The sequence below is a fragment of the Rhizobium sp. BK512 genome (assembly GCF_014194915.1).
In the GTDB taxonomy this organism is placed as follows: domain Bacteria; phylum Pseudomonadota; class Alphaproteobacteria; order Rhizobiales; family Rhizobiaceae; genus Rhizobium.
Genome location: NZ_JACIAS010000003.1, coordinates 807,322 through 824,531, shown reverse-complemented (window position 1 = coordinate 824,531; position 17,210 = coordinate 807,322). Strand labels below are relative to the sequence as shown.

Sequence of the window (17,210 nt, the reverse complement as noted above, 5' to 3'; positions counted from 1 at the left end):
TTGGAAATGAACTGGCTCATACGGTGGAACGCCCGCTCCCTCGCCTCCCAATTCTTCATTATGGGAGGACTCGTCTCACTTGCCGCAATGTTCGGGATCGGGCTCATCGTCACCCGACTTATCGAGAATGCCGTCATTCACAATTCCGGGGCTGCAACAGCGCTTTACGTGGACAGCGTGGTCGCACCCCTGCTTCCCGACATGCAGACGGAATCGCTGCTCGATGACGCAAGTGCCCAAGCGCTCGATGAAACACTTGGACAGGGCGCACTTGGCCGCCGCCTCGTGTCGTTCAAGCTGTGGCGCCGTGACGGCACGATCCTCTACTCCAATGAAAAGGAGCTGGTGGGGAAGACATTTCCGGTCAATGGCAAACTCGCCCAGGCGTTTGCCGGCTCGCTGGTCGCGCGTTACGAAGTCGCAAGCGACCCTGAAAGCGCCGAAGAGCGCAATCTCGGCAGGGCGCTCATGGAAATATACAATCCTGTTTTGCAGCCTTGGTCGGGAGAGGCCGTGGCTGTGCTTGAATTCTATGAGACTTCCGAAGGGCTGGAAGACAGCCTTGCACAGGCACGGCTCTGGAGTTGGCTGGCCGTGGCCGGCCTGACCGCGATTTTCTTCCTCACCCTCTCCATTCTTGTCTTTCGCGGCAGCCATACGATCGAAGTGCAACGCGAAGCGCTAAAGGCCAGGGTAGACGAACTCTCCGCACTTCTGGCTGAAAATCGCGGCCTGCAACGCCGACTTCAATTGTCTTCCCAGCGCGCCGCGGCCCTGAACGAAACCTATTTGCGCGGCATCGGTGCCGATCTGCATGACGGCCCGGCGCAGCACATCGCCTATGCCTCGCTGCGGCTCGACAGCAACCTGCTTGTCGACGCCGCTGTCCAGCCGGAGGCACGCGAAAAGGAGCTCACCTGGATCCGTTCGAGTCTCGCCGAGGCGATGAAGGAGATCCGCGACATCTGCAAGGGACTGGTACTGCCGCAAATCGAGAAGGCTTCGATTACGGAAATCGTGAAACGCGTTGTCGAAGCCCACCAAGAAAAGACCGGCACTACTGTCGATACAAAAATTGACGAGGACGATCCGGAACTTGCCACCGCTCTCAAAATTTGCATCTACCGCTTCGTTCAGGAGGCGCTCAACAATGCCTATCGCCACGGTGGCGGCGTGGAGCAGGCAGTCAGAGCAACATCACACGGCGGCGCCGTCCGCGTCGAAGTCAGCGACCGAGGCGAGGGTTTTGATCCGACACTGGTGAGGCCGGCGAGCCTCGGCCTTGCCGGGCTCAAAGAACGGATCGATAGCCTTGGCGGGGAATTCGACATAATAACCGGCGAAGGCGGAACGACTGTCATCATGACCTTCGCGCCTATGGAAGTGGAGGATTAGGATGACGTCCATCAAAATCGGCGTGGTAGACGACCATCCCCTGTTCCGCGAGGGGGTCACCCGCAGCCTCTCCGAGGTCAGCGATTTTGTCGTCGTCGGAGAAGGTGCCAACACATCTGATGCAGCAATGATCGCCGCCGATACCCGTCCGGACGTGCTGCTTCTCGATGTGTCGATGCCCGGGGACGGCCTTTCGGTGATCGACGAGATCCTTTCCATAAGCCCGGAGACCAAAATTCTCATGCTCACGGCTTCAGAGGAAGTCGATACGCTGGTCGAAGCGCTGCAACGAGGCGCAAAGGGTTACATTCTCAAGGGTGTCGGCTCCCGCGGGCTGGCGGACGCCATCCGCACCGTTTTCAAGGGAGCCCGCTACGTCTCCCCGGCGATGTCAGCCAAAGTCATGGAATATTCGTTGAGCGGGCAGGCATCGGACAGGGACGCGCTTACTCCTCGGGAACGCGAGGTGATGGATCTCGTGGCGCAAGGCCTTTCAAACAAGCACATCGGCCTGCGTCTCGACCTGCAGGAGAAAACGGTAAAGCATCATATGACCCAGATCCTGACAAAACTCGGCGTAACGAACAGGACGGAAGCTGCCTTGCGGTGGCGCGAAAAACGCTAGCGCAGGAGGCGCGTGAGCCGCGTGCTGTCAGCCGACGTCGCCCGCCGGTTGATGATCGTACGGCCTTTCGAATCCTTCATGATGTAGCGTCCTGCACGTAGGGTTTCGGTTATTCCATTCGTATGCCGGACATCGATCGAGCCGTCCGTATCTTCGGTTGCGCGTGCTCCCGATGTCGAGGACGCATTGCCCGTGCTGCCGCCTCCGGTCGAGCTGGATCGTCCGCTCCCGCTACTATTGCCGCTGCCACCCGAATTGCCGTTTCCGTTCCCCCCGCCGTTGCCGCTCCCGCCGCCATTGCCGTTGCCGTTTCCCCCGCCGTTGCCATTTCCATTTCCCCCGCCATTACCATTTCCGTTTCCGCCGCCGTTGCCGTTTCCACCACCTCCGCCATTACCGCCGTTGCCGTTCCCATTTCCCCCGCCATTGCCGTTATCGTTCTTTGCAAAGGCTGCCTGGCTGGCGAGCGAGGGAAACGAACCCGCCACATCAACCTTCAGCGGCGCAGCGGCAAGAAAACTCGCGCCGCAGCCCATCAGAAAATTGCGCTTGGAGATCACCATCGTCGCTTGCCTTGTCCTTTTTCCTCAAGTGTCTGCTCAAAGCAGGAAGCATGAGATTGACCGCTTGTTCCGAAATTGCAAGACGGTCGGACATAGGTGCCAGATGACCTCGGACTTTGGTCCGGGGCAAAAAGCAAGCGTCATCACCAAGGACGCGATCTTCTCACGGGAAGACTAAAATGATCTTGCCTAGATTACGGGAGCTACACACTGACGTCTTGGCCCGTCGAATGGCTGATAGCTGTTGTCCACAGCGCGATAGGAATTATAGCGGGCGGCGCACCATGATATATGCGGGCTCTGGGCTGCGCCCGCCGCGGGTAGCCCGACGGAGGGCTCTCTTTCTTCAATCACGCACGGTTTGCGGGGTCCCCCGTCAAAAGGCTGATATGTGTTGTCGGCCACATTATAAGACCGATAACGTTGCTGGCACCGGCTGAGATGACGACCGTCAGCAGTCCATTCCTGCTTCGGCTGCTCGATCGCCCCTGTCATCGTTGCATCAGGCGGCGCAATGGCCGTTACGCCAACCAGCTTGGCCGGCGTTGAGGACAAATCGTTAGCCGCGGCCTGAAGGGGCGGAAGCCGCTCGTAATTTTGCGTTTTTGGATCAACGTGTGTCGGTACCGTCGTCCAGAGCGGCGCATCGAGGTTGGCGAAATGATGCGGCGCCGGTTCGCGAACCCCATAGGAGGCAAAGCCGAGACCACCAACCAGAACGATCGGGATCACCGGCAGAAACATGGATGGTGTAGCAAGCGACTTCATGACTCAGTCTCTCATTCCCAGTTGACATAGAAATTAGGAAGTGAGGTTTCGGTTCCGCAGCCGGATGGGAAATCGCATCTTTTGATGCTTATTTTGCCGGGATGGTGAGCCGCCTCCTGTAAATAGGAATTTATTGCCATCGCCCCGATTTTGACGGATAGCTGTTCTATCGGTTGATCCCGTCGACCGCAGCAGATTACGGGCAGAAAGAGTAAGCATGTCGCAGAGAGCGGGCAGCGCCGACCTCCCCCTTCACGGAGGGCGCGTGCCGCCATGGCTGGGTAACCGTATGACGACACTCGGCGCTCTGATCGCCGAGGCAATCGTGCACCACTACGGGCGCGATGAATTCCTGCGTCGGCTTGCCCATCCCTTCTGGTTCCAGTCCTTCGGCGCCGTCATGGGCATGGATTGGCATTCCTCCGGCATTACGACCAGTGTACTCGGGGCGTTGAAACGTGGACTGAAACCACTCTCCAAGGAACTCGGCCTTCATGTCTGCGGCGGGCGCGGTGCGCAATCGCGCAAGACGCCGGACGAACTGATGGCGATCGGTGATCGCACCGGCCTTGACGGTGCCGGCCTTGCAAAGACAAGTCGCCTGGTCGCCAAGGTAGATAGCGCAGCGGTGCAGGATGGTTTCGATCTCTATCTGCACGGCTTCATCGTCGCCGATGACGGCCATTGGGTGATCGTCCAGCAAGGCATGAACGGCGACAAGCGCCAGGCGCGGCGCTATCACTGGTTTTCCGAAGGACTGGAGAGCTTCGTCAATTCCCCGCATGCGGCAATAGAAGGCCGCTCGCAGGGTGAGATCATCAATCTTGCCGACCGCCGCGCTGAAAAATCCCGTCACGACCAGCTCGATCTCCTTGCAACACTTGGACCGGATCGCATCATCCGCGAGGCGGCAGCCCTTGCCCTGGCGGCCGGTCCCGCACCCGCTCCTGAGCCGGCAGAACAGCCGATGCTGCCGCACCTCATCATGCCCGCGCACCATGATGTCCGCGAAAGCGACGTCAATATGCGGCGGCTGCACGGCAACCTTGCTGCCGCTGCTGATCGTGGACCGGTCGATTTCGAGAATCTGCTGCTTGTGCCCGGCGTCGGCGCGCGCACAGTCAAGGCGCTGGCGCTCGTCGCCGAAGTCGTGCACGGCGCGCCCTGCCGTTTCTCCGATCCCGCCCGCTTTTCGATCGCTCACGGCGGCGAGGACAGGCACCCCTTCCCGGTACCGCTCAAAGTCTACGACGAGACCATCAATGTGATGAAATCCGCGATCGTGAAGGGCAAACTCGGGCGCGATGAGGAACTGCAGGCCTTGCGTCGTCTCGACGACCAGTCGCGCAGCATGGAGCGCTACGTCACCGGCCCCGACCTCAAGGAAATTGTCGCAGGCGAATTCCGGCAGTCCTCGGCCTTCGGCGGCCGAAGCGTCTTTGGCTGGGAACAGCCGCCGGAAGATACGCCTGTGGAAGAAACAGCACGCCCTCGTAAAGATCTCCGCTGAGCGCGTGCATGCCACCGGTATCGAGCATTTCGGCGGCTTTCATCTCGAAACGATGAGGAAGCGGCGCGAACGGAGTGTTCGTGGCCGAGAAGCGATCGACAGGAACATCCAGTCCTGAGATCGCTTCCTCGACATTGTTGAACGGCTACCCGATCAGCAGCTTAACCCAGGCCTCGACATCATCGCCGCTGCTCAGGTCCGGCCGCACCAATCCGTCGATCATAAAGGTCGGCGAGACATGGATGCCGTTCTGGCGGGCATATTTGCAGTGCCATTTGATCTCCTTGTCGAGATCGGGGATAGCGAAGGCCTCTTTCAGCGCCACGCCGCTGTAGTGCTCGAGGCGCTCGATGATCTCATTCGGGGTGGCATCCATATTAGGACCGTCGGCGTGACGCTCGAACTCGAATTCCTCACGATGGGCGGCGACAGCCGCCATGACCTTCTTTGCGGTTTCCTTGCCACCATTCAGTGTCGAGGCTGCAAGAACAGAACGCACGATCACGCCGGAATAGAGATGCCAGGGCTGCGACTGCAGGCGGATCTTGATTGTGATCCTGTCCGCTCCTGCCTGTTCGAGCAACGCATCCAGCTTGTTGAATGTCCTGACGGAATAGGGGCAGGTCGGCTCCAGAAAGGCCTCGAAAATGCGCGGTCCGAAACCCCAAGCGAGCGGGTCTGCGTGCCATGAAGTCGTTGTCATGTTCATGTCCTTTTGTCCTGCGGATCGATGTTGCCGGTCAGCATAATCACCGGAGCAGCCTCCGTCGCTGATGATATGGCTGTTTCCTGCCTAATTATTCATGGCACATGAAAGGCATAAGACCGTTCGTTCCATCATCCCCCTTTCACAACGGCACCAAGCCGCTATGCTGTCCTCACGGATCAGATGATGGATAATTTGATGACGCAGACACGGCAGGGGGAATTGCGCGAGCGAATGACGATCCTCGGCGATGTCGATGCGGCCTCGTTCATTCCGTGGATCCGTCGCCATGCCGATAAGCTTGGACTGTCCCAGGATTTCTTTTACACAGGCACCAACCGAATCGAACTTGAGGTCGCGGGCCCCGTTGAGCTGATCGACATGCTGGAAATGGGGTGTTCGCTCGGTCCGATCGACGTCTGGGTGGACGAGATTCAGCGCAGGATTGTAGACCCTGCCGACACACCGTAGCCCTGACCACATTTGGGGCCTGCCCTTTATTTAATCATTGTTGCCAATGCGGTTTTTTTATGCAAGCCTCTGACAGCTGAGGCCGCCAGCTCGGGAACCGTGCGCGGCCGGCGGCGCTAAAGCCCTGGAAATATTGAGGACTTATACGTTATGCCATCTGATACGGCCGGCTCTTGGACGCCAGTCGCCCTGTCTGCTGATCTGCCGCCGGCAACCGTCATACCGGCCTGGACGCCAGCAGGATCGATCGCTCTCTGGCGCACTCAGTCGGGGCGCGTATCGGCATCGTCGGATCGCTGTCCGCATCGCGGGATGCGATTGTCCCACGGCTTCGTGCGCGGCGAGGCACTCTCCTGCATCTATCACGGCTGGAGCTATTCTCCGGCGGGAGGATGCATCCGCATCCCTGCCCACCCCGACCTCGTGCCGCCGGAAACGATCCGTGTCGCAGTTCATAAGGTCGAGGAATCGGGTGGTGTCATCTGGGTTGCCGTCGGAGAACCCTCGGCGTCACAGCCATCGCTTGATGATCTCTTGCCGTTGCGCTCGTTGACTGCCGAGGCCGGCATTCCGGCGCTCGAAGGCGCTGCGGGCGCGAAAATTGGTATGGACGGGCTCATTCCAATTGCGAACTGTCCATGGGTCCGGCTGCTATCGACTGAGCAAGCAGGGCGCACGCTCATTCACGTCATGATCGAAAAGGATCGCAGCCCGGCGGACCGAGTCACGGCGTCCCGCGTCGCCGAAGCCGTGCGTCGGCAGGCGGAAGCGCGGCAGAAGGAGGTGGCATGACGAAGGCTGGCGCAATGATCGACGAATGGTATCCGGTCGGCCTTTTTTCCCGCCTCGGCGAAACCGGCACAAAGACCGCTCTGATGGGCGAGCTCATAGAAGTCGCGCGCACCTCCGATGACAATGCGCAGGTGACATCAGCCGATGGGCGCAGCCTTCCGGTCCGCATCCGCTACGGCCATGTCTGGTCGTCGCTCGGCAATCCCGGCAAGGAGCTTTTTGCCATTCCCGAGGCGGACCAGCCCGGCCGCCGCTTCGTCGATGTGGGCGTCGTGCGGGTGCGCTGTTCGCCGCTGCGGGCGGTCGAGAACTTCCTCGACATCGCCCATTTCCCCTTCGTCCATACCGGTATTCTGGGCGCCGAGCCTCATACGGAAGTCCAGAACTACAAGGTCGAGATCCGCGAAGACGAGGACGAGGTCTGGGCAACGCAGGTGAAATTCTATCAGCCGCAGGCCGCCAAATCGGCGACCGGCGGCATCACCACCGAATATATGTATCGCGTGCCGGCACCTACCTGCTCGGTACTCTACAAGACCTGCCCTCCCCGCCCCAGCGAATGGGACGTCATTACCCTCTTCGTCCAACCGCTTGCGGAAGACCTTTGCGACGTGTGGCCATGGATGGCACTCTTTGATGACGACACACCGATGACAGATCTCATTCATTTCCAGCAGATGATCTTCCTGCAGGACCGCTCGATCCTCGAGAACCAGATCCCAGCCCTTCTGCCGCTCGATCCCGGCATGGAAATACCGACGCGCGCGGACCTGACTTCGGTCGCCTACAGACGCTGGCTCAAGCGCCACAACTATACCTACGGTGCACAGTTGGTCGCGCAATGAAGCTCTACGACTACATTCTCTCGCCGAGTTGCTACAAGATCCGCCTGATGGCGGCGATCCTCGGTGTCAAGCTGGATATCCGGGCGGTGGATTTTCATCCAGGCGCTGAACATCGCGGTCCGGAACTTCTGGCGCTCAATCCGGCAGGGTCGATTCCGATCCTGGAAGATGGCGATCTCGTTCTGACGGAATCCTCCGCCATTCTCGCCTATCTCGCCGCCCAAGGCGCGCCGGAATGGTTGGGTACAAGCACGCCTGAAGAGACGGCGCGGGTGCAGCAGTGGCTGTCCTTCTCGCATCGGCTGACCGCCAGTCTCGGCGGCGCGCGGCTGCATGAAATGCTTCTGCGCCCCGGCAATATCGAAAGCCTTCAGGCGCAGGGCATCGCCGCGCTGCGCGAGCTGGAGGCTGGTCTCTTCGAACAGCAGCTTCGCGGTATGCGCCTCCTGGCGTCGAACCGCGCCACGATCGCCGATATTGCCTGTTTCCCCTATGTGGCGCTCGCGCCCGATGGCGGCATCTCGCTCGATCCCTATCCAAACATCCGGCTCTGGTTGAGGGCCGTCCGCAGCCTTGGCGGCTTCATCGAGATGCCCGGCATTCACCGCCTGCACGAGCTGAAGCCCGATCCTCATCCTGCTAAGGAGGAAAGCTGAGATGGCCGGCTACTTCTTGAAAAATTGCGCAGCCGTCATCGTCAATGAGGGCAACGGACCAAGCGTGCGCCGGAACGTGGACGTGCTGACCAATGGTCCGGCGATCCAGGCAATTGGCACGAACCTGTCACAGGAGCCCCTGCCATCAGGCACGATCGTCCAGGATGCCGCCGGCTGGTTCGTTTATCCCGGCCTCGTCAACACGCATCATCATTTCTTTCAGTGCTTCGTGCGCAACCGGGCCGATCTCGACTGGACGAAACTGTCGGTCATCGAGTGGCTGGACCGCATATACCCGATCTTCTCGCGGCTGAACGAGGATTGCTTCTACCATTCCTCGGTTACCGCCATGGCTGAGATGATCAAGCATGGCTGCACGACGGCTTTCGACCACCAATATTGCTTTCCCCGGCACGCCGGAAAGCGCCTGATCGACCGACAGTTCGAGGCGGCCGAGCTTCTCGGCATGCGTTTCCATGCAGGCCGCGGCGGCAATACGCTGCCAAAATCCGAGGGATCGACGATCCCGGATGCCATGCTGGAAACGACGGATGAATTCATAGCCGATTGCGCCCGGCTGATCGACAACTACCACGATGCCGGTCCCTTCAGCATGCGGCAGGTGGTCGTTGCGCCCTGCCAGCCGGTCAATTGCTATCGCGAGACCTTCGTTGAATCCGTCGCACTTGCCCGTGACCGCGGCGTGTTTTTGCACACCCATGTCGGCGAAGGCGAAAGCCCTGTCATCGAGGCGCGGCATGGCATGCGTACGGTCGATTACTGCACGGAACTCGGCTTTGCAGGTCCCGACACCTTCTATGCTCACTGCTGGGAACTGACGCATGACGAACTCCGCAAGATGGCGGCAAGCGGCACCGGCGTCTCCCATTGCCCGGAGCCGGTCTATCTTGTCGGCGCAGAGGTGACGGATATTCCGGCCATGTCGGCCTTCGACCTGCGCGTCGGGCTTGGCTGCGACGGCGCTGCCTCGAACGACAATTCCAACCTCATGCAATGCATCCACTCAGCCTATATGCTGCAATGCCTGTCGGCATCGACACGCGCTCACCCTGTTCCGCCGCCGGTCGATTTCCTTGGTTACGCAACGACGGGCGGCGCAAGCCTGCTCGGCCGCAGCGATATCGGACGTCTCGCGCCGGGCATGGCAGCAGACCTTTTCGCGATCGATACACGGCGGATGGACTATGTCGGCACGCGGCACGACCCGCTGAGCCTGATTGCCAAGGTCGGGATCGGCATGCCGGCTGACCTCACCATGATCAACGGGCGCATCGTCTGGCAGGCAGGTGAATTCACCGGCCTCGACGAATTCAAACTTTTCGCGGATGCCGAAGCGGCGCTCGCGACTGTGGAATTCTGAACAACCAAAAGAGGGGAACTGACATGTCCAACAATCTGACCCGCAGAACGCTGATGAAGAGCGCCGCGGCTGCTGGCCTTGCCACGGCCTTTGCCGGCCGCTCTGCATTTGCTGCCGACGAACCGCTCGGCATCGCTCTCGTCGTACCTTCGCCGATCGGCGATGTCGGCTGGGGTCATGCGCTTGCCGCCGGCATCGATCCGATCAAGGCCGCCTATGGCGACAAGGTGAAGGTCACGATCATCGAAAACATCGCCGAGGGCCCGGATGCCGATCGCATCATGAACAAGACGGTCGCAGACGGAAACCATTTCCTGATCGCCGGCTCCTTCGGCTATCAGAACGGTGCACTGCAGATCGCCCGCCGCAATCCAAAGGTCACCGTGCTGCATGCCTCGGGCTTCCAGGTCGCGCCGAACTTCTCGCCCTTCGCTGCCAAATATTTCCAGGGCACCTATCTGCTCGGAATGGCCGCCGCCGCTGTCTCCAAGACCGGCAAGCTCGGCTCGGTTTCGGCCTTTGCCATTCCCGAACTGATCACCTCGATCAATGCCTTCACGCTTGGCGCGCAGGCCGTCAAACCCGACATCGAAGTCTCTGTCGTCTGGGTCAACTCCTGGTTCGATCCGGCCAAGGAACAGGAAGCCGCCAAGGCTTTGATCTCGCAGGGTTGCGACGTCATCTTCTCGAATGCGCAGGATACGCCTTCGGTCATCTCCGCCTGCGAGGAAGCCGGTATCTATGCCTTCAACCTGAACTCCTCGATGAAGAAATATGCCGAGAAGACCTATCTCGGCTGCGTGGCCACCGACTGGTCGCCCTTCTTCAAGGCGTCCGTCGATGCTCATCTCGCCGGCACCTTCAAGGGCGCCAACGCCTTCCTCGGCGTTGCCGACAAGGTGGTCGAGGTTGTCGACTGGAACCCAGCCATCCCAGCCGACACGATGAGCAAGATCAAGGAAATCGAGGCCAAGATCGCCAGCGGCAGCTTCTCGCCGTTTACAGGCCCAATCGCCAAGGCGGATGGCAGTGAAGGTGTCGCCTCTGGCGCCACGCTGACGGACGCGCAGATCGTCGCGATGGATTGGCACGTCAAGGGTGTCAAGACGCCGTTGCCGAAATAAGCCATGGAAAGCCCGCTCCTGTCGCTACGCGGCATTTCCAAGAGCTACGGCCAGGTCCATGCCAACCAGCAGATCGACCTTGACGTCGCTCCCCGCTCGATCCATGCCATCCTCGGAGAAAACGGGGCCGGCAAATCGACTCTGATGAAGCTGATCTATGGCGTCGAGCAGCCGGACAGCGGAACTGTTGCCTGGAACGGGCAGAACCTCAGCCTTGCCTCTCCCGCAGAGGCAAGGCGTGCCGGCATCGGCATGGTCTTTCAGCATTTCTCCCTGTTCGAGAGCCTGACGGTCGTCGAGAATATCCGCCTGATCGTCGCCGGCAACAAAGCCGAACTTGCGGAGCGTATCCGCAAGCTCGGACACGAATTCGGCCTGGAGGTCGATCCGCTCGCCCATGTGCACTCGCTTTCGGTCGGCGAGCGACAACGCGTGGAAATCATCCGCTGCCTGATGACCAATCCGAAGCTGCTGATCCTGGACGAACCAACATCCGTCCTGCCGCCGCAGGCCGTGGAGAAGCTTTTCGAGACCCTGCGCCGACTGCGCGACGGCGGCGTTTCCATCCTTTTCATTTCCCATAAGCTGGAAGAAATCCAGTCGCTCTGCGACCGCGCGACGATCCTGCGCGGCGGGCGCGTGACCGGTCATGTCGATCCGCGCGAGCATGATGCCCATGACCTTGCCCGTATGATGATCGGCCGTGACATGCCGGAACCCATGCCGGCGCTGCCGCTTGACGAAGGCGAGAAGCGGCTGGAACTGATAGGGCTCGATTACAGGCCGGATGATCCTTTTGCCGTGCCGCTCTCCCAGGCCAGCCTTGTCGTCCGCGCCGGAGAAATCCTCGGCATTGCCGGGATTTCCGGCAACGGCCAAAGCGAGCTTGCCGCGCTGATCTCCGGCGAAACGATCCTGCCGCGCGACCAACGCGACCAGATCTTCATGATGGGCAAGGATGTCGGCATGCTCGAGCCGGCAGCCCGCCGGCAGCTCGGATTTGCCTTCGTGCCGGAGGACCGGCTCGGCCGTGGCGCGGTCCCCGAAATGTCGCTCACCCTCAATAGCCTGCTAACCGCCCATCCCCTCAGTCTCGTCAAACGCGGCCTGCTCGACAAGGCACAGGCGACCGCGTTCACCAAAGAATGCATCCGTGACTACGACGTACGCACGCGCGGTCCCGAGGCAGAGGCCGGCTCGCTCTCCGGCGGCAATTTGCAGAAGTTCATCGTCGGGCGCGAAATCATGCTGGCGCCGAAGCTGCTCTTCCTCGCCCAACCTACCTGGGGCGTCGATATCGGTGCTGCCTCGGCAATCCGCAAGCGGCTCATCACGCTGCGCAACGAAGGCATGGCGATCCTCGTCATTTCCGAGGAGCTCGAAGAATTGTTCGAGCTCAGCGACTTCATCCAGGTCCTTCACCACGGCACGCTGAGCCCGCCGCTCGTCACACGCGATACGAAGCCCGAGGACATCGGCCGATACATGATCGGCGCCCAGTCACAGCGCGAGAAAGCGATTGCATGAGCAGACCCGTGTTTGCCGCCTTGCCAACCCTTGTCCGCCGGGAACGCGCCTTGCTTGCCGCTACGCTGCTCGCCCCGCCGATCGCCCTCGCTGTCACGATCATCCTCAATCTCGGCCTTTATGTCGTCATGGGGCGTGACCCGGCCGCAGTCATCTATGCGATGCTGATCGAGCCCTTCTATTCCTGGGCGTCGTTTTCGGAGGTGCTCCTGAAGACCGGGCCGCTGCTGCTCATCGCGCAGGGGCTTGCGATCGGCTTTCGCGCCAAAGTCTTCAATATCGGCGCCGAGGGGCAATTCGTGCTGGGAGCGATCTTTGCCTCTGCCATTCCGATCTGGTGGCCGGACGCCACCGGCCAGTGGATCTGGCCGGCAATGCTGCTGCTCGGCATGATTGGCGGCGCGCTCTGGGCATCGCTGACGGCCTTCTGGCGCGTCCGGCTCAATGCCAACGAAATCCTGGTCTCGCTGATGCTGAGTTTCGTCGCCGCGCAACTTCTCAATTATCTGCTGCTCGGCCCCTGGAAGGATCCGAATGGCTTCAACTTCCCGCAGTCGGTGATGTTCCAGTATGACGCCATGGTCCCGATCCTGTTTGAAGGAACGCGCGTCAACGTCTCGCTGATTCTCGCCGGTATCCTGTCGGTTGCTGCATGGATCTTCATGCAGAAGAGCTTCATCGGCTACAGGTTGCAAGTCGGGGGACTGGCGCCACGCGCTGCAAGCTATGCCGGCTTCAAAGAGAGCTGGGCAATCTGGCTGTCGCTGCTGATCGGTGGCGCAGCCGCTGGGCTGGCGGGTTCAGCAGAAGTCGCCGGCCCGCTCGGCCAGTTGCAGCGCTCGATCTCGACCGGCTACGGCTATGCGGCAATCATCGTCGCCTATCTCGGCGGCCTGCATCCGATCGGCATCGTCATATCCTCTATCGTCATGGCCGCACTCTATATCGGCGGCGATAATGCCATGGTCTCGGCCAACCTGCCGATTGCTGCCGTCCGTGTCTTCCAGGGCAGCCTGCTGCTCATCTATCTGATTGCTGTTGCCTTCGTCCGCTATCGCCTTGCCTGGCCCCCGGCCGCCATCCGGAGCCCATCATGAATGCGATCGAGTTCATCCTGGCCGGCATGCTGGCGGCTGCGACACCCTTTCTGCTGGCGGCCCTCGGTGAACTGGTCGTTGAACGGGCCGGGGTTCTCAATCTCGGCGTCGAGGGATTGATGGCATTCGGCGCCGTCATTGCCTTCATCATCGTCTATCATGGTGGCGGCCACATCCTCGCATTTGTCGCGGCCGGGCTCGGCGGCAGTCTGCTGTCACTGATCTTTGCCGGCATCATCCTCGGCTTCAACGCGAACCAGGTCGCGACCGGGCTTGCGATCGGCATTCTCGGCCAGGGCCTGTCGGCACTGTTCGGCAAGAGCTATGAAAGCCTGACAGTCAAGGCGCTGCCGAAAATCACAATTCCGGGCCTTTCAGAGATCCCGGTCGTCGGCAGCCTCTTCACACAGGATATCGTTGTCTGGCTCTCGCTTCTGGTGACGGTCGCGATCTGGGCGACTTTCGCCTATGGGAAGGTTGGACTGGTCATTCGCGCCGTCGGTGAAAACCCGAAAGCAGCCCATGCGATCGGCTACCCTGTCATCGCCGTCCGCTTCGCCGCCGTGGCATTCGGCGGCATGATGGCGGGCTTTGCCGGCGCCTATGCGTCAACGATCTATACGCCGCTCTGGGCGGATGGAATGATTGCCGGCCGCGGCTGGATCGCCATTGCGCTCGTCGTCTTCGGAACCTGGATGACAGGCCGGATATTCCTCGGCGCGTGTCTCTTCGGTGCCGTATCGCTGATGGGGCTAGCCGCGCAGGCGACTGGGCTCGACGTGCCCTCGCAGTTGCTGGCGTGCCTGCCCTATCTGGTAACGATCGTCGTACTCGGCATCATCTCCGCGGACCGCCGCTTGTTGAAGCTAAACGGCGTCGCTTCGCTCGGCGAGCCGTTCGAACGGTAGAGGAGGTGCGGCCGTCGGCGCCGGCCGCGGGGCGCGATCAATCGTGCCTTGTAAGGAAGGCAGAAACAACGTCCAGGCAAAGCTCGCGTTCCTCGACATGCGGCATGTGGCTGGAATTCTCGAAGAGCACCCATTCGCAACCCTGCACATGATCGACATAGGGTTTGACGACGAGCGGAGTCGCCTCGTCATATTTGCCAGAGATCAGAAGCGTGGGCGCCTCGATAAGCGGCAACCGACCTTCGATCGTCCAGTCCTTCATCGTACCGATGACGTGGAATTCAGTCGGACCGTTCATGTTGCGGTAGACGGTATTGTCCTCGTCCATGATCGCAAAAGTGCGCGCGACTTCCGGCGGCCAGGGAGAAACCCGGCAGACATGCCGGTCATAAAAGACGCGCGAGGCAGCAATATAGTCCGGATCGGTGATGGTTCCGGCTTCCTCGTGTTTCAGAAGCGTGTCCTGCACCGCCTGCGGTAGCTCTTCGCGCAACCGGTTCGCCTCGGCCACCCAGGTATGCATGTTGGCTGGCGAATTGGCGATGACGAGCGCCTTCAGGCCCTTTGGCCGGCGCACCGCATGTTCGGCGCCAAGCATGCCGCCCCAGGACTGGCCGAGGAAGGCATACCGATCCTGAATGCCGAGATGTTTCAGGAGCGCATCGAGCTCTTCGAGGAAGAGCGCCGGCGTCCAGAAATCCGGTCCCTTGTCGGGTAGTCGCGTGGAATTGCCGTTGCCAAGCTGATCGTAGTGGATGACAGCGCGGCCATCGAGCTCCGCAATACCCTTGAAGGAATCGACATAATCATGCGTGCAGCCGGGGCCGCCATGGGCAACGACAAGCGGCAACATGCCGGAATCGAGCGAACCGGTTATGCGATACCAGGTCTGATATTCGCGAAACGGCAGAAAACCTTCCTTCGTCGAAACTGCGGCCACTTATATCTCCATCCTTTAGGGCAATGATGGAAAAGCATAACGTGGCCGAAAAGCCGAAGGCAGCTATTAGAAGTTATAGGATGGGCGGTCTTCCAGCAGCCGGTAATGAGTGGCGCGCACCACTGCCTGCGTGCGGTTGCGGGCGCCGAGCTTCTTGGCCGCCGCATTGAGATGCATGACGACCGTCGGCACGGAACGATTGATGATGCGCGAAATTTCCTTGGCCGAAAGTCCCTCTGCCGAATGGCGCAGGCATTCCCGCTCCCGCTCTGTCAAACGGACCTTGCCGACCCGCAGCGCCTCAGCGTCGAAAAGCGAATAGGCGGCCTCATGGAAGACATGGGCCAGGAGATTGAAATCGGCGATATAACGTAGTGCGTGGTGCTCGAAATCGCTGTCAACGCCGAAACGGATGCCGGTCACAGTCGCATAATCGCCGCGCGGCATATGGACGGGAACCGTCACGCCCGTCGACATGTCGCGCTCGTTGAGGAAACGCGTCACCGGCGCCGTGTCGTCACTCATGAAGCGGTTGATCAGAGTGTCGGCGTCCCTGTCATAGTTCCAGAAGAAGGGCGCCGAGGTGCGCAAGGCCACCTGTTGCACCGGATCGATGCGGAAATAGCCGCGGTCGAACCAGTATTCGCGCATATCTTCGGAGATATTGCGCAGCTTTAACATCGACGGAATCATGATCCCTCCGTCGATGTCATAAGGCACCGGCGTGTAGTCGTAGATCAGGGCCTCGAAACCGATCTCTTTCATCGCCGCGAAAACCTGATCGATACGCCCGTCCAGCGTCTGATGGGCTGAGAACTGCCGTCTGATCGTTCCGATTTCGTCAAGCATGGCGGACTCCCGGTGGTTCCCCACCCTATCACTTCTTATAGCTGGCGAAGAGCGTCGTTTCGGATAAAAATTTAGCCATGCCCAATTATTGAGCAAGCGAAATCTTCTGCCGGAGCGGTGAATGTGGCGTGAAATCGAGCCTGAGGCACGACATGAGATTGAAGTCGACGGCTACAAGGTAATTGCCTACAGCTTCGGAACCGGCAGCGAGACTGTTTTCTGCCTGAACGGCGGCCCGGGTCTGCCCTGCGACTATCTGCGCGAGGCTCATTCCTGTCTCATCGACAAGGGTTACCGCGTTGTCGCCTTCGACCAGCTCGGCACCGGCGCCTCCGACCGGCCGACCGACGCATCGCTCTGGACCATCGGCCGCTATGTCGAAGAAACCGAGACGGTGCGAAAGGCGCTGGGTCTCGGTAAAGTCCATATGCTCGGCCACTCCTGGGGCGGCTGGCTCGCGATCGACTATGCACTGACCTATCCGGAAAACCTGCAGACGCTGATCCTCGAAGACACCGTCGCCGACATGCCGCATCTGATCTTGGAGCTGGAGCGGCTCCGGGCCGCCCTCGGGCCTGAGACGGTGGCGATGATGCAGAAGCATGAGGCGCAAGGAACCTACAATCATCCGGAATATCTCGCGGCCGTGACCATCCTGAACTATCGCCACGTCTGCCGCCTGCCGGATTGGCCGGCGCCGGTGCGCCGCTCATTGGATGACTGGAACATGGGTCCCTATGAGACCATGCAGGGGCCGAACGAATTTCTCTATATCGGCAATCTGAAGGACTGGAACCGTATTCCCGACCTGCCGCGGGTGAAGGCGCCGGTATTGATTACGACGGGCGAACATGACGAGTTGACGCCGGCCTGCGCGCTGCGCATGAAGCTTGCGTTGCCAAATGCCGAACTCAAGGTTTTCGCAAACGCCAGCCACATGCCGTTCTACGAAAACCCGCACGAATATTATCCCGCACTGGTCGATTTTCTATCGCGGCACAGGGCAAGCTGATGCAAGATCAGGTGATCGGAACCCGCCGGAGACAAGGGGGC

18 protein-coding genes are annotated in these 17,210 nt (G+C 60.4%); 13 read left to right on the top strand and 5 right to left on the bottom strand.

The window, feature by feature from the left end; genetic code table 11:
- Window positions 1–6 precede the first annotated feature (6 nt).
- Both FHX06_RS14680 and FHX06_RS14675 read left to right on the top strand, forming a co-directional pair.
- On the top strand, window positions 7–1,395 hold the full coding sequence (locus tag FHX06_RS14680) for a sensor histidine kinase (protein ID WP_183850405.1): 1,389 nt from the start codon (window positions 7–9) through the stop codon (window positions 1,393–1,395).
- A 1-nt stretch (window position 1,396) separates the two neighbouring features.
- On the top strand, window positions 1,397–2,020 hold the full coding sequence (locus tag FHX06_RS14675; protein ID WP_112545254.1) for a response regulator: 624 nt from the start codon (window positions 1,397–1,399) through the stop codon (window positions 2,018–2,020).
- Here FHX06_RS14675 and FHX06_RS14670 read toward each other — a convergent pair.
- Both FHX06_RS14670 and FHX06_RS14665 read right to left on the bottom strand, forming a co-directional pair.
- Window positions 2,017–2,583 (bottom strand): hypothetical protein, encoded by a 567-nt coding sequence (locus FHX06_RS14670; protein ID WP_112969143.1) that lies wholly within the window; start codon window positions 2,581–2,583, stop codon window positions 2,017–2,019. The genes FHX06_RS14675 and FHX06_RS14670 overlap by 4 nt on opposite strands.
- 189 nt (window positions 2,584–2,772) lie before the next feature.
- Window positions 2,773–3,351, bottom strand: a complete 579-nt coding sequence (locus FHX06_RS14665) for a BA14K family protein (RefSeq protein ID WP_113210227.1) — start codon at window positions 3,349–3,351, stop codon at window positions 2,773–2,775.
- 217 nt (window positions 3,352–3,568) lie between these two features.
- On the opposite strand from FHX06_RS14665, the gene FHX06_RS14660 reads away from it, so the two are divergent.
- Complete coding sequence (locus tag FHX06_RS14660) at window positions 3,569–4,861, top strand: DUF763 domain-containing protein (protein ID WP_183879827.1); 1,293 nt, start codon at window positions 3,569–3,571, stop codon at window positions 4,859–4,861.
- A gap of 145 nt (window positions 4,862–5,006) precedes the next feature.
- On the opposite strand, the gene FHX06_RS14655 is transcribed toward FHX06_RS14660, so the two are convergent.
- A complete protein-coding gene (locus tag FHX06_RS14655) occupies window positions 5,007–5,564 on the bottom strand; it encodes a DsbA family protein (protein ID WP_113210248.1) in 558 nt (185 codons plus the stop codon).
- 201 nt (window positions 5,565–5,765) lie between these two features.
- Between FHX06_RS14655 and FHX06_RS14650 the strand changes: the two genes are divergently transcribed.
- The 9 genes from FHX06_RS14650 (at window position 5,766) to FHX06_RS14610 (ending at window position 14,368) form a co-directional block, all read left to right on the top strand.
- Entirely contained in the window at window positions 5,766–6,038 is a 273-nt protein-coding gene (locus FHX06_RS14650) for an acylphosphatase (RefSeq protein ID WP_113210226.1), read from the top strand.
- A gap of 150 nt (window positions 6,039–6,188) precedes the next feature.
- Entirely contained in the window at window positions 6,189–6,830 is a 642-nt protein-coding gene (locus FHX06_RS14645; protein ID WP_183879825.1) for a Rieske 2Fe-2S domain-containing protein, read from the top strand.
- The gene (locus FHX06_RS14640) at window positions 6,827–7,675 is read left to right on the top strand and encodes an aromatic ring-hydroxylating oxygenase subunit alpha (protein ID WP_183879823.1); all 849 of its coding nucleotides are present in this window, start codon (window positions 6,827–6,829) and stop codon (window positions 7,673–7,675) included. The genes FHX06_RS14645 and FHX06_RS14640 overlap by 4 nt, the downstream gene beginning before the upstream one ends.
- Window positions 7,672–8,331: a glutathione S-transferase family protein gene (locus FHX06_RS14635; protein ID WP_113210223.1), complete on the top strand. Its 660-nt coding sequence runs from the start codon at window positions 7,672–7,674 to the stop codon at window positions 8,329–8,331. The genes FHX06_RS14640 and FHX06_RS14635 overlap by 4 nt, the downstream gene beginning before the upstream one ends.
- A gap of 1 nt (window position 8,332) precedes the next feature.
- A complete protein-coding gene (locus FHX06_RS14630) occupies window positions 8,333–9,712 on the top strand; it encodes an amidohydrolase (RefSeq protein ID WP_183879821.1) in 1,380 nt (459 codons plus the stop codon).
- A 23-nt stretch (window positions 9,713–9,735) separates the two neighbouring features.
- Window positions 9,736–10,836, top strand: a complete 1,101-nt coding sequence (locus tag FHX06_RS14625; protein WP_113202046.1) for a BMP family ABC transporter substrate-binding protein — start codon at window positions 9,736–9,738, stop codon at window positions 10,834–10,836.
- Window positions 10,837–10,839: 3 nt separating this feature from the next.
- Entirely contained in the window at window positions 10,840–12,363 is a 1,524-nt protein-coding gene (locus FHX06_RS14620) for an ABC transporter ATP-binding protein (protein ID WP_113202047.1), read from the top strand.
- The gene (locus FHX06_RS14615) at window positions 12,360–13,460 is read left to right on the top strand and encodes an ABC transporter permease (RefSeq protein WP_183879819.1); all 1,101 of its coding nucleotides are present in this window, start codon (window positions 12,360–12,362) and stop codon (window positions 13,458–13,460) included. Before FHX06_RS14620 ends, FHX06_RS14615 begins: the two co-directional genes overlap by 4 nt.
- Window positions 13,457–14,368, top strand: coding sequence for an ABC transporter permease (locus FHX06_RS14610; RefSeq protein ID WP_183879816.1), 912 nt, complete (start codon window positions 13,457–13,459; stop codon window positions 14,366–14,368). The genes FHX06_RS14615 and FHX06_RS14610 overlap by 4 nt, the downstream gene beginning before the upstream one ends.
- 37 nt (window positions 14,369–14,405) lie before the next feature.
- On the opposite strand, the gene FHX06_RS14605 is transcribed toward FHX06_RS14610, so the two are convergent.
- Window positions 14,406–15,308, bottom strand: coding sequence for a proline iminopeptidase-family hydrolase (locus FHX06_RS14605; RefSeq protein ID WP_113202049.1), 903 nt, complete (start codon window positions 15,306–15,308; stop codon window positions 14,406–14,408).
- A gap of 66 nt (window positions 15,309–15,374) precedes the next feature.
- Window positions 15,375–16,157, bottom strand: coding sequence for a helix-turn-helix transcriptional regulator (locus FHX06_RS14600; protein WP_112546327.1), 783 nt, complete (start codon window positions 16,155–16,157; stop codon window positions 15,375–15,377).
- A gap of 121 nt (window positions 16,158–16,278) precedes the next feature.
- On the opposite strand from FHX06_RS14600, the gene FHX06_RS14595 reads away from it, so the two are divergent.
- Window positions 16,279–17,169, top strand: a complete 891-nt coding sequence (locus FHX06_RS14595) for a proline iminopeptidase-family hydrolase (RefSeq protein ID WP_113210220.1) — start codon at window positions 16,279–16,281, stop codon at window positions 17,167–17,169.
- The last annotated feature ends 41 nt before the right edge of the window (window positions 17,170–17,210 follow it).

What these genes read in the sequence shown, in the direction of transcription:
- FHX06_RS14635 (WP_113210223.1), top strand. Translation starts at nt 7,672, where the DNA reads ATGAAGCTCTACGACTACATTCTCTCGCCGAGTTGCTACAAGATCCGC.
- FHX06_RS14640 (WP_183879823.1), top strand. Translation starts at nt 6,827, where the DNA reads ATGACGAAGGCTGGCGCAATGATCGACGAATGGTATCCGGTCGGCCTT.
- FHX06_RS14665 (WP_113210227.1), bottom strand. Translation starts at nt 3,351, where the DNA reads ATGAAGTCGCTTGCTACACCATCCATGTTTCTGCCGGTGATCCCGATC.
- FHX06_RS14655 (WP_113210248.1), bottom strand. Translation starts at nt 5,564, where the DNA reads ATGACAACGACTTCATGGCACGCAGACCCGCTCGCTTGGGGTTTCGGA.
- FHX06_RS14675 (WP_112545254.1), top strand. Translation starts at nt 1,397, where the DNA reads ATGACGTCCATCAAAATCGGCGTGGTAGACGACCATCCCCTGTTCCGC.
- FHX06_RS14645 (WP_183879825.1), top strand. Translation starts at nt 6,189, where the DNA reads ATGCCATCTGATACGGCCGGCTCTTGGACGCCAGTCGCCCTGTCTGCT.
- FHX06_RS14670 (WP_112969143.1), bottom strand. Translation starts at nt 2,583, where the DNA reads ATGGTGATCTCCAAGCGCAATTTTCTGATGGGCTGCGGCGCGAGTTTT.
- FHX06_RS14610 (WP_183879816.1), top strand. Translation starts at nt 13,457, where the DNA reads ATGAATGCGATCGAGTTCATCCTGGCCGGCATGCTGGCGGCTGCGACA.
- FHX06_RS14600 (WP_112546327.1), bottom strand. Translation starts at nt 16,157, where the DNA reads ATGCTTGACGAAATCGGAACGATCAGACGGCAGTTCTCAGCCCATCAG.
- FHX06_RS14615 (WP_183879819.1), top strand. Translation starts at nt 12,360, where the DNA reads ATGAGCAGACCCGTGTTTGCCGCCTTGCCAACCCTTGTCCGCCGGGAA.
- FHX06_RS14625 (WP_113202046.1), top strand. Translation starts at nt 9,736, where the DNA reads ATGTCCAACAATCTGACCCGCAGAACGCTGATGAAGAGCGCCGCGGCT.
- FHX06_RS14595 (WP_113210220.1), top strand. Translation starts at nt 16,279, where the DNA reads ATGTGGCGTGAAATCGAGCCTGAGGCACGACATGAGATTGAAGTCGAC.
- FHX06_RS14680 (WP_183850405.1), top strand. Translation starts at nt 7, where the DNA reads ATGAACTGGCTCATACGGTGGAACGCCCGCTCCCTCGCCTCCCAATTC.
- FHX06_RS14630 (WP_183879821.1), top strand. Translation starts at nt 8,333, where the DNA reads ATGGCCGGCTACTTCTTGAAAAATTGCGCAGCCGTCATCGTCAATGAG.
- FHX06_RS14620 (WP_113202047.1), top strand. Translation starts at nt 10,840, where the DNA reads ATGGAAAGCCCGCTCCTGTCGCTACGCGGCATTTCCAAGAGCTACGGC.
- FHX06_RS14650 (WP_113210226.1), top strand. Translation starts at nt 5,766, where the DNA reads ATGACGCAGACACGGCAGGGGGAATTGCGCGAGCGAATGACGATCCTC.
- FHX06_RS14660 (WP_183879827.1), top strand. Translation starts at nt 3,569, where the DNA reads ATGTCGCAGAGAGCGGGCAGCGCCGACCTCCCCCTTCACGGAGGGCGC.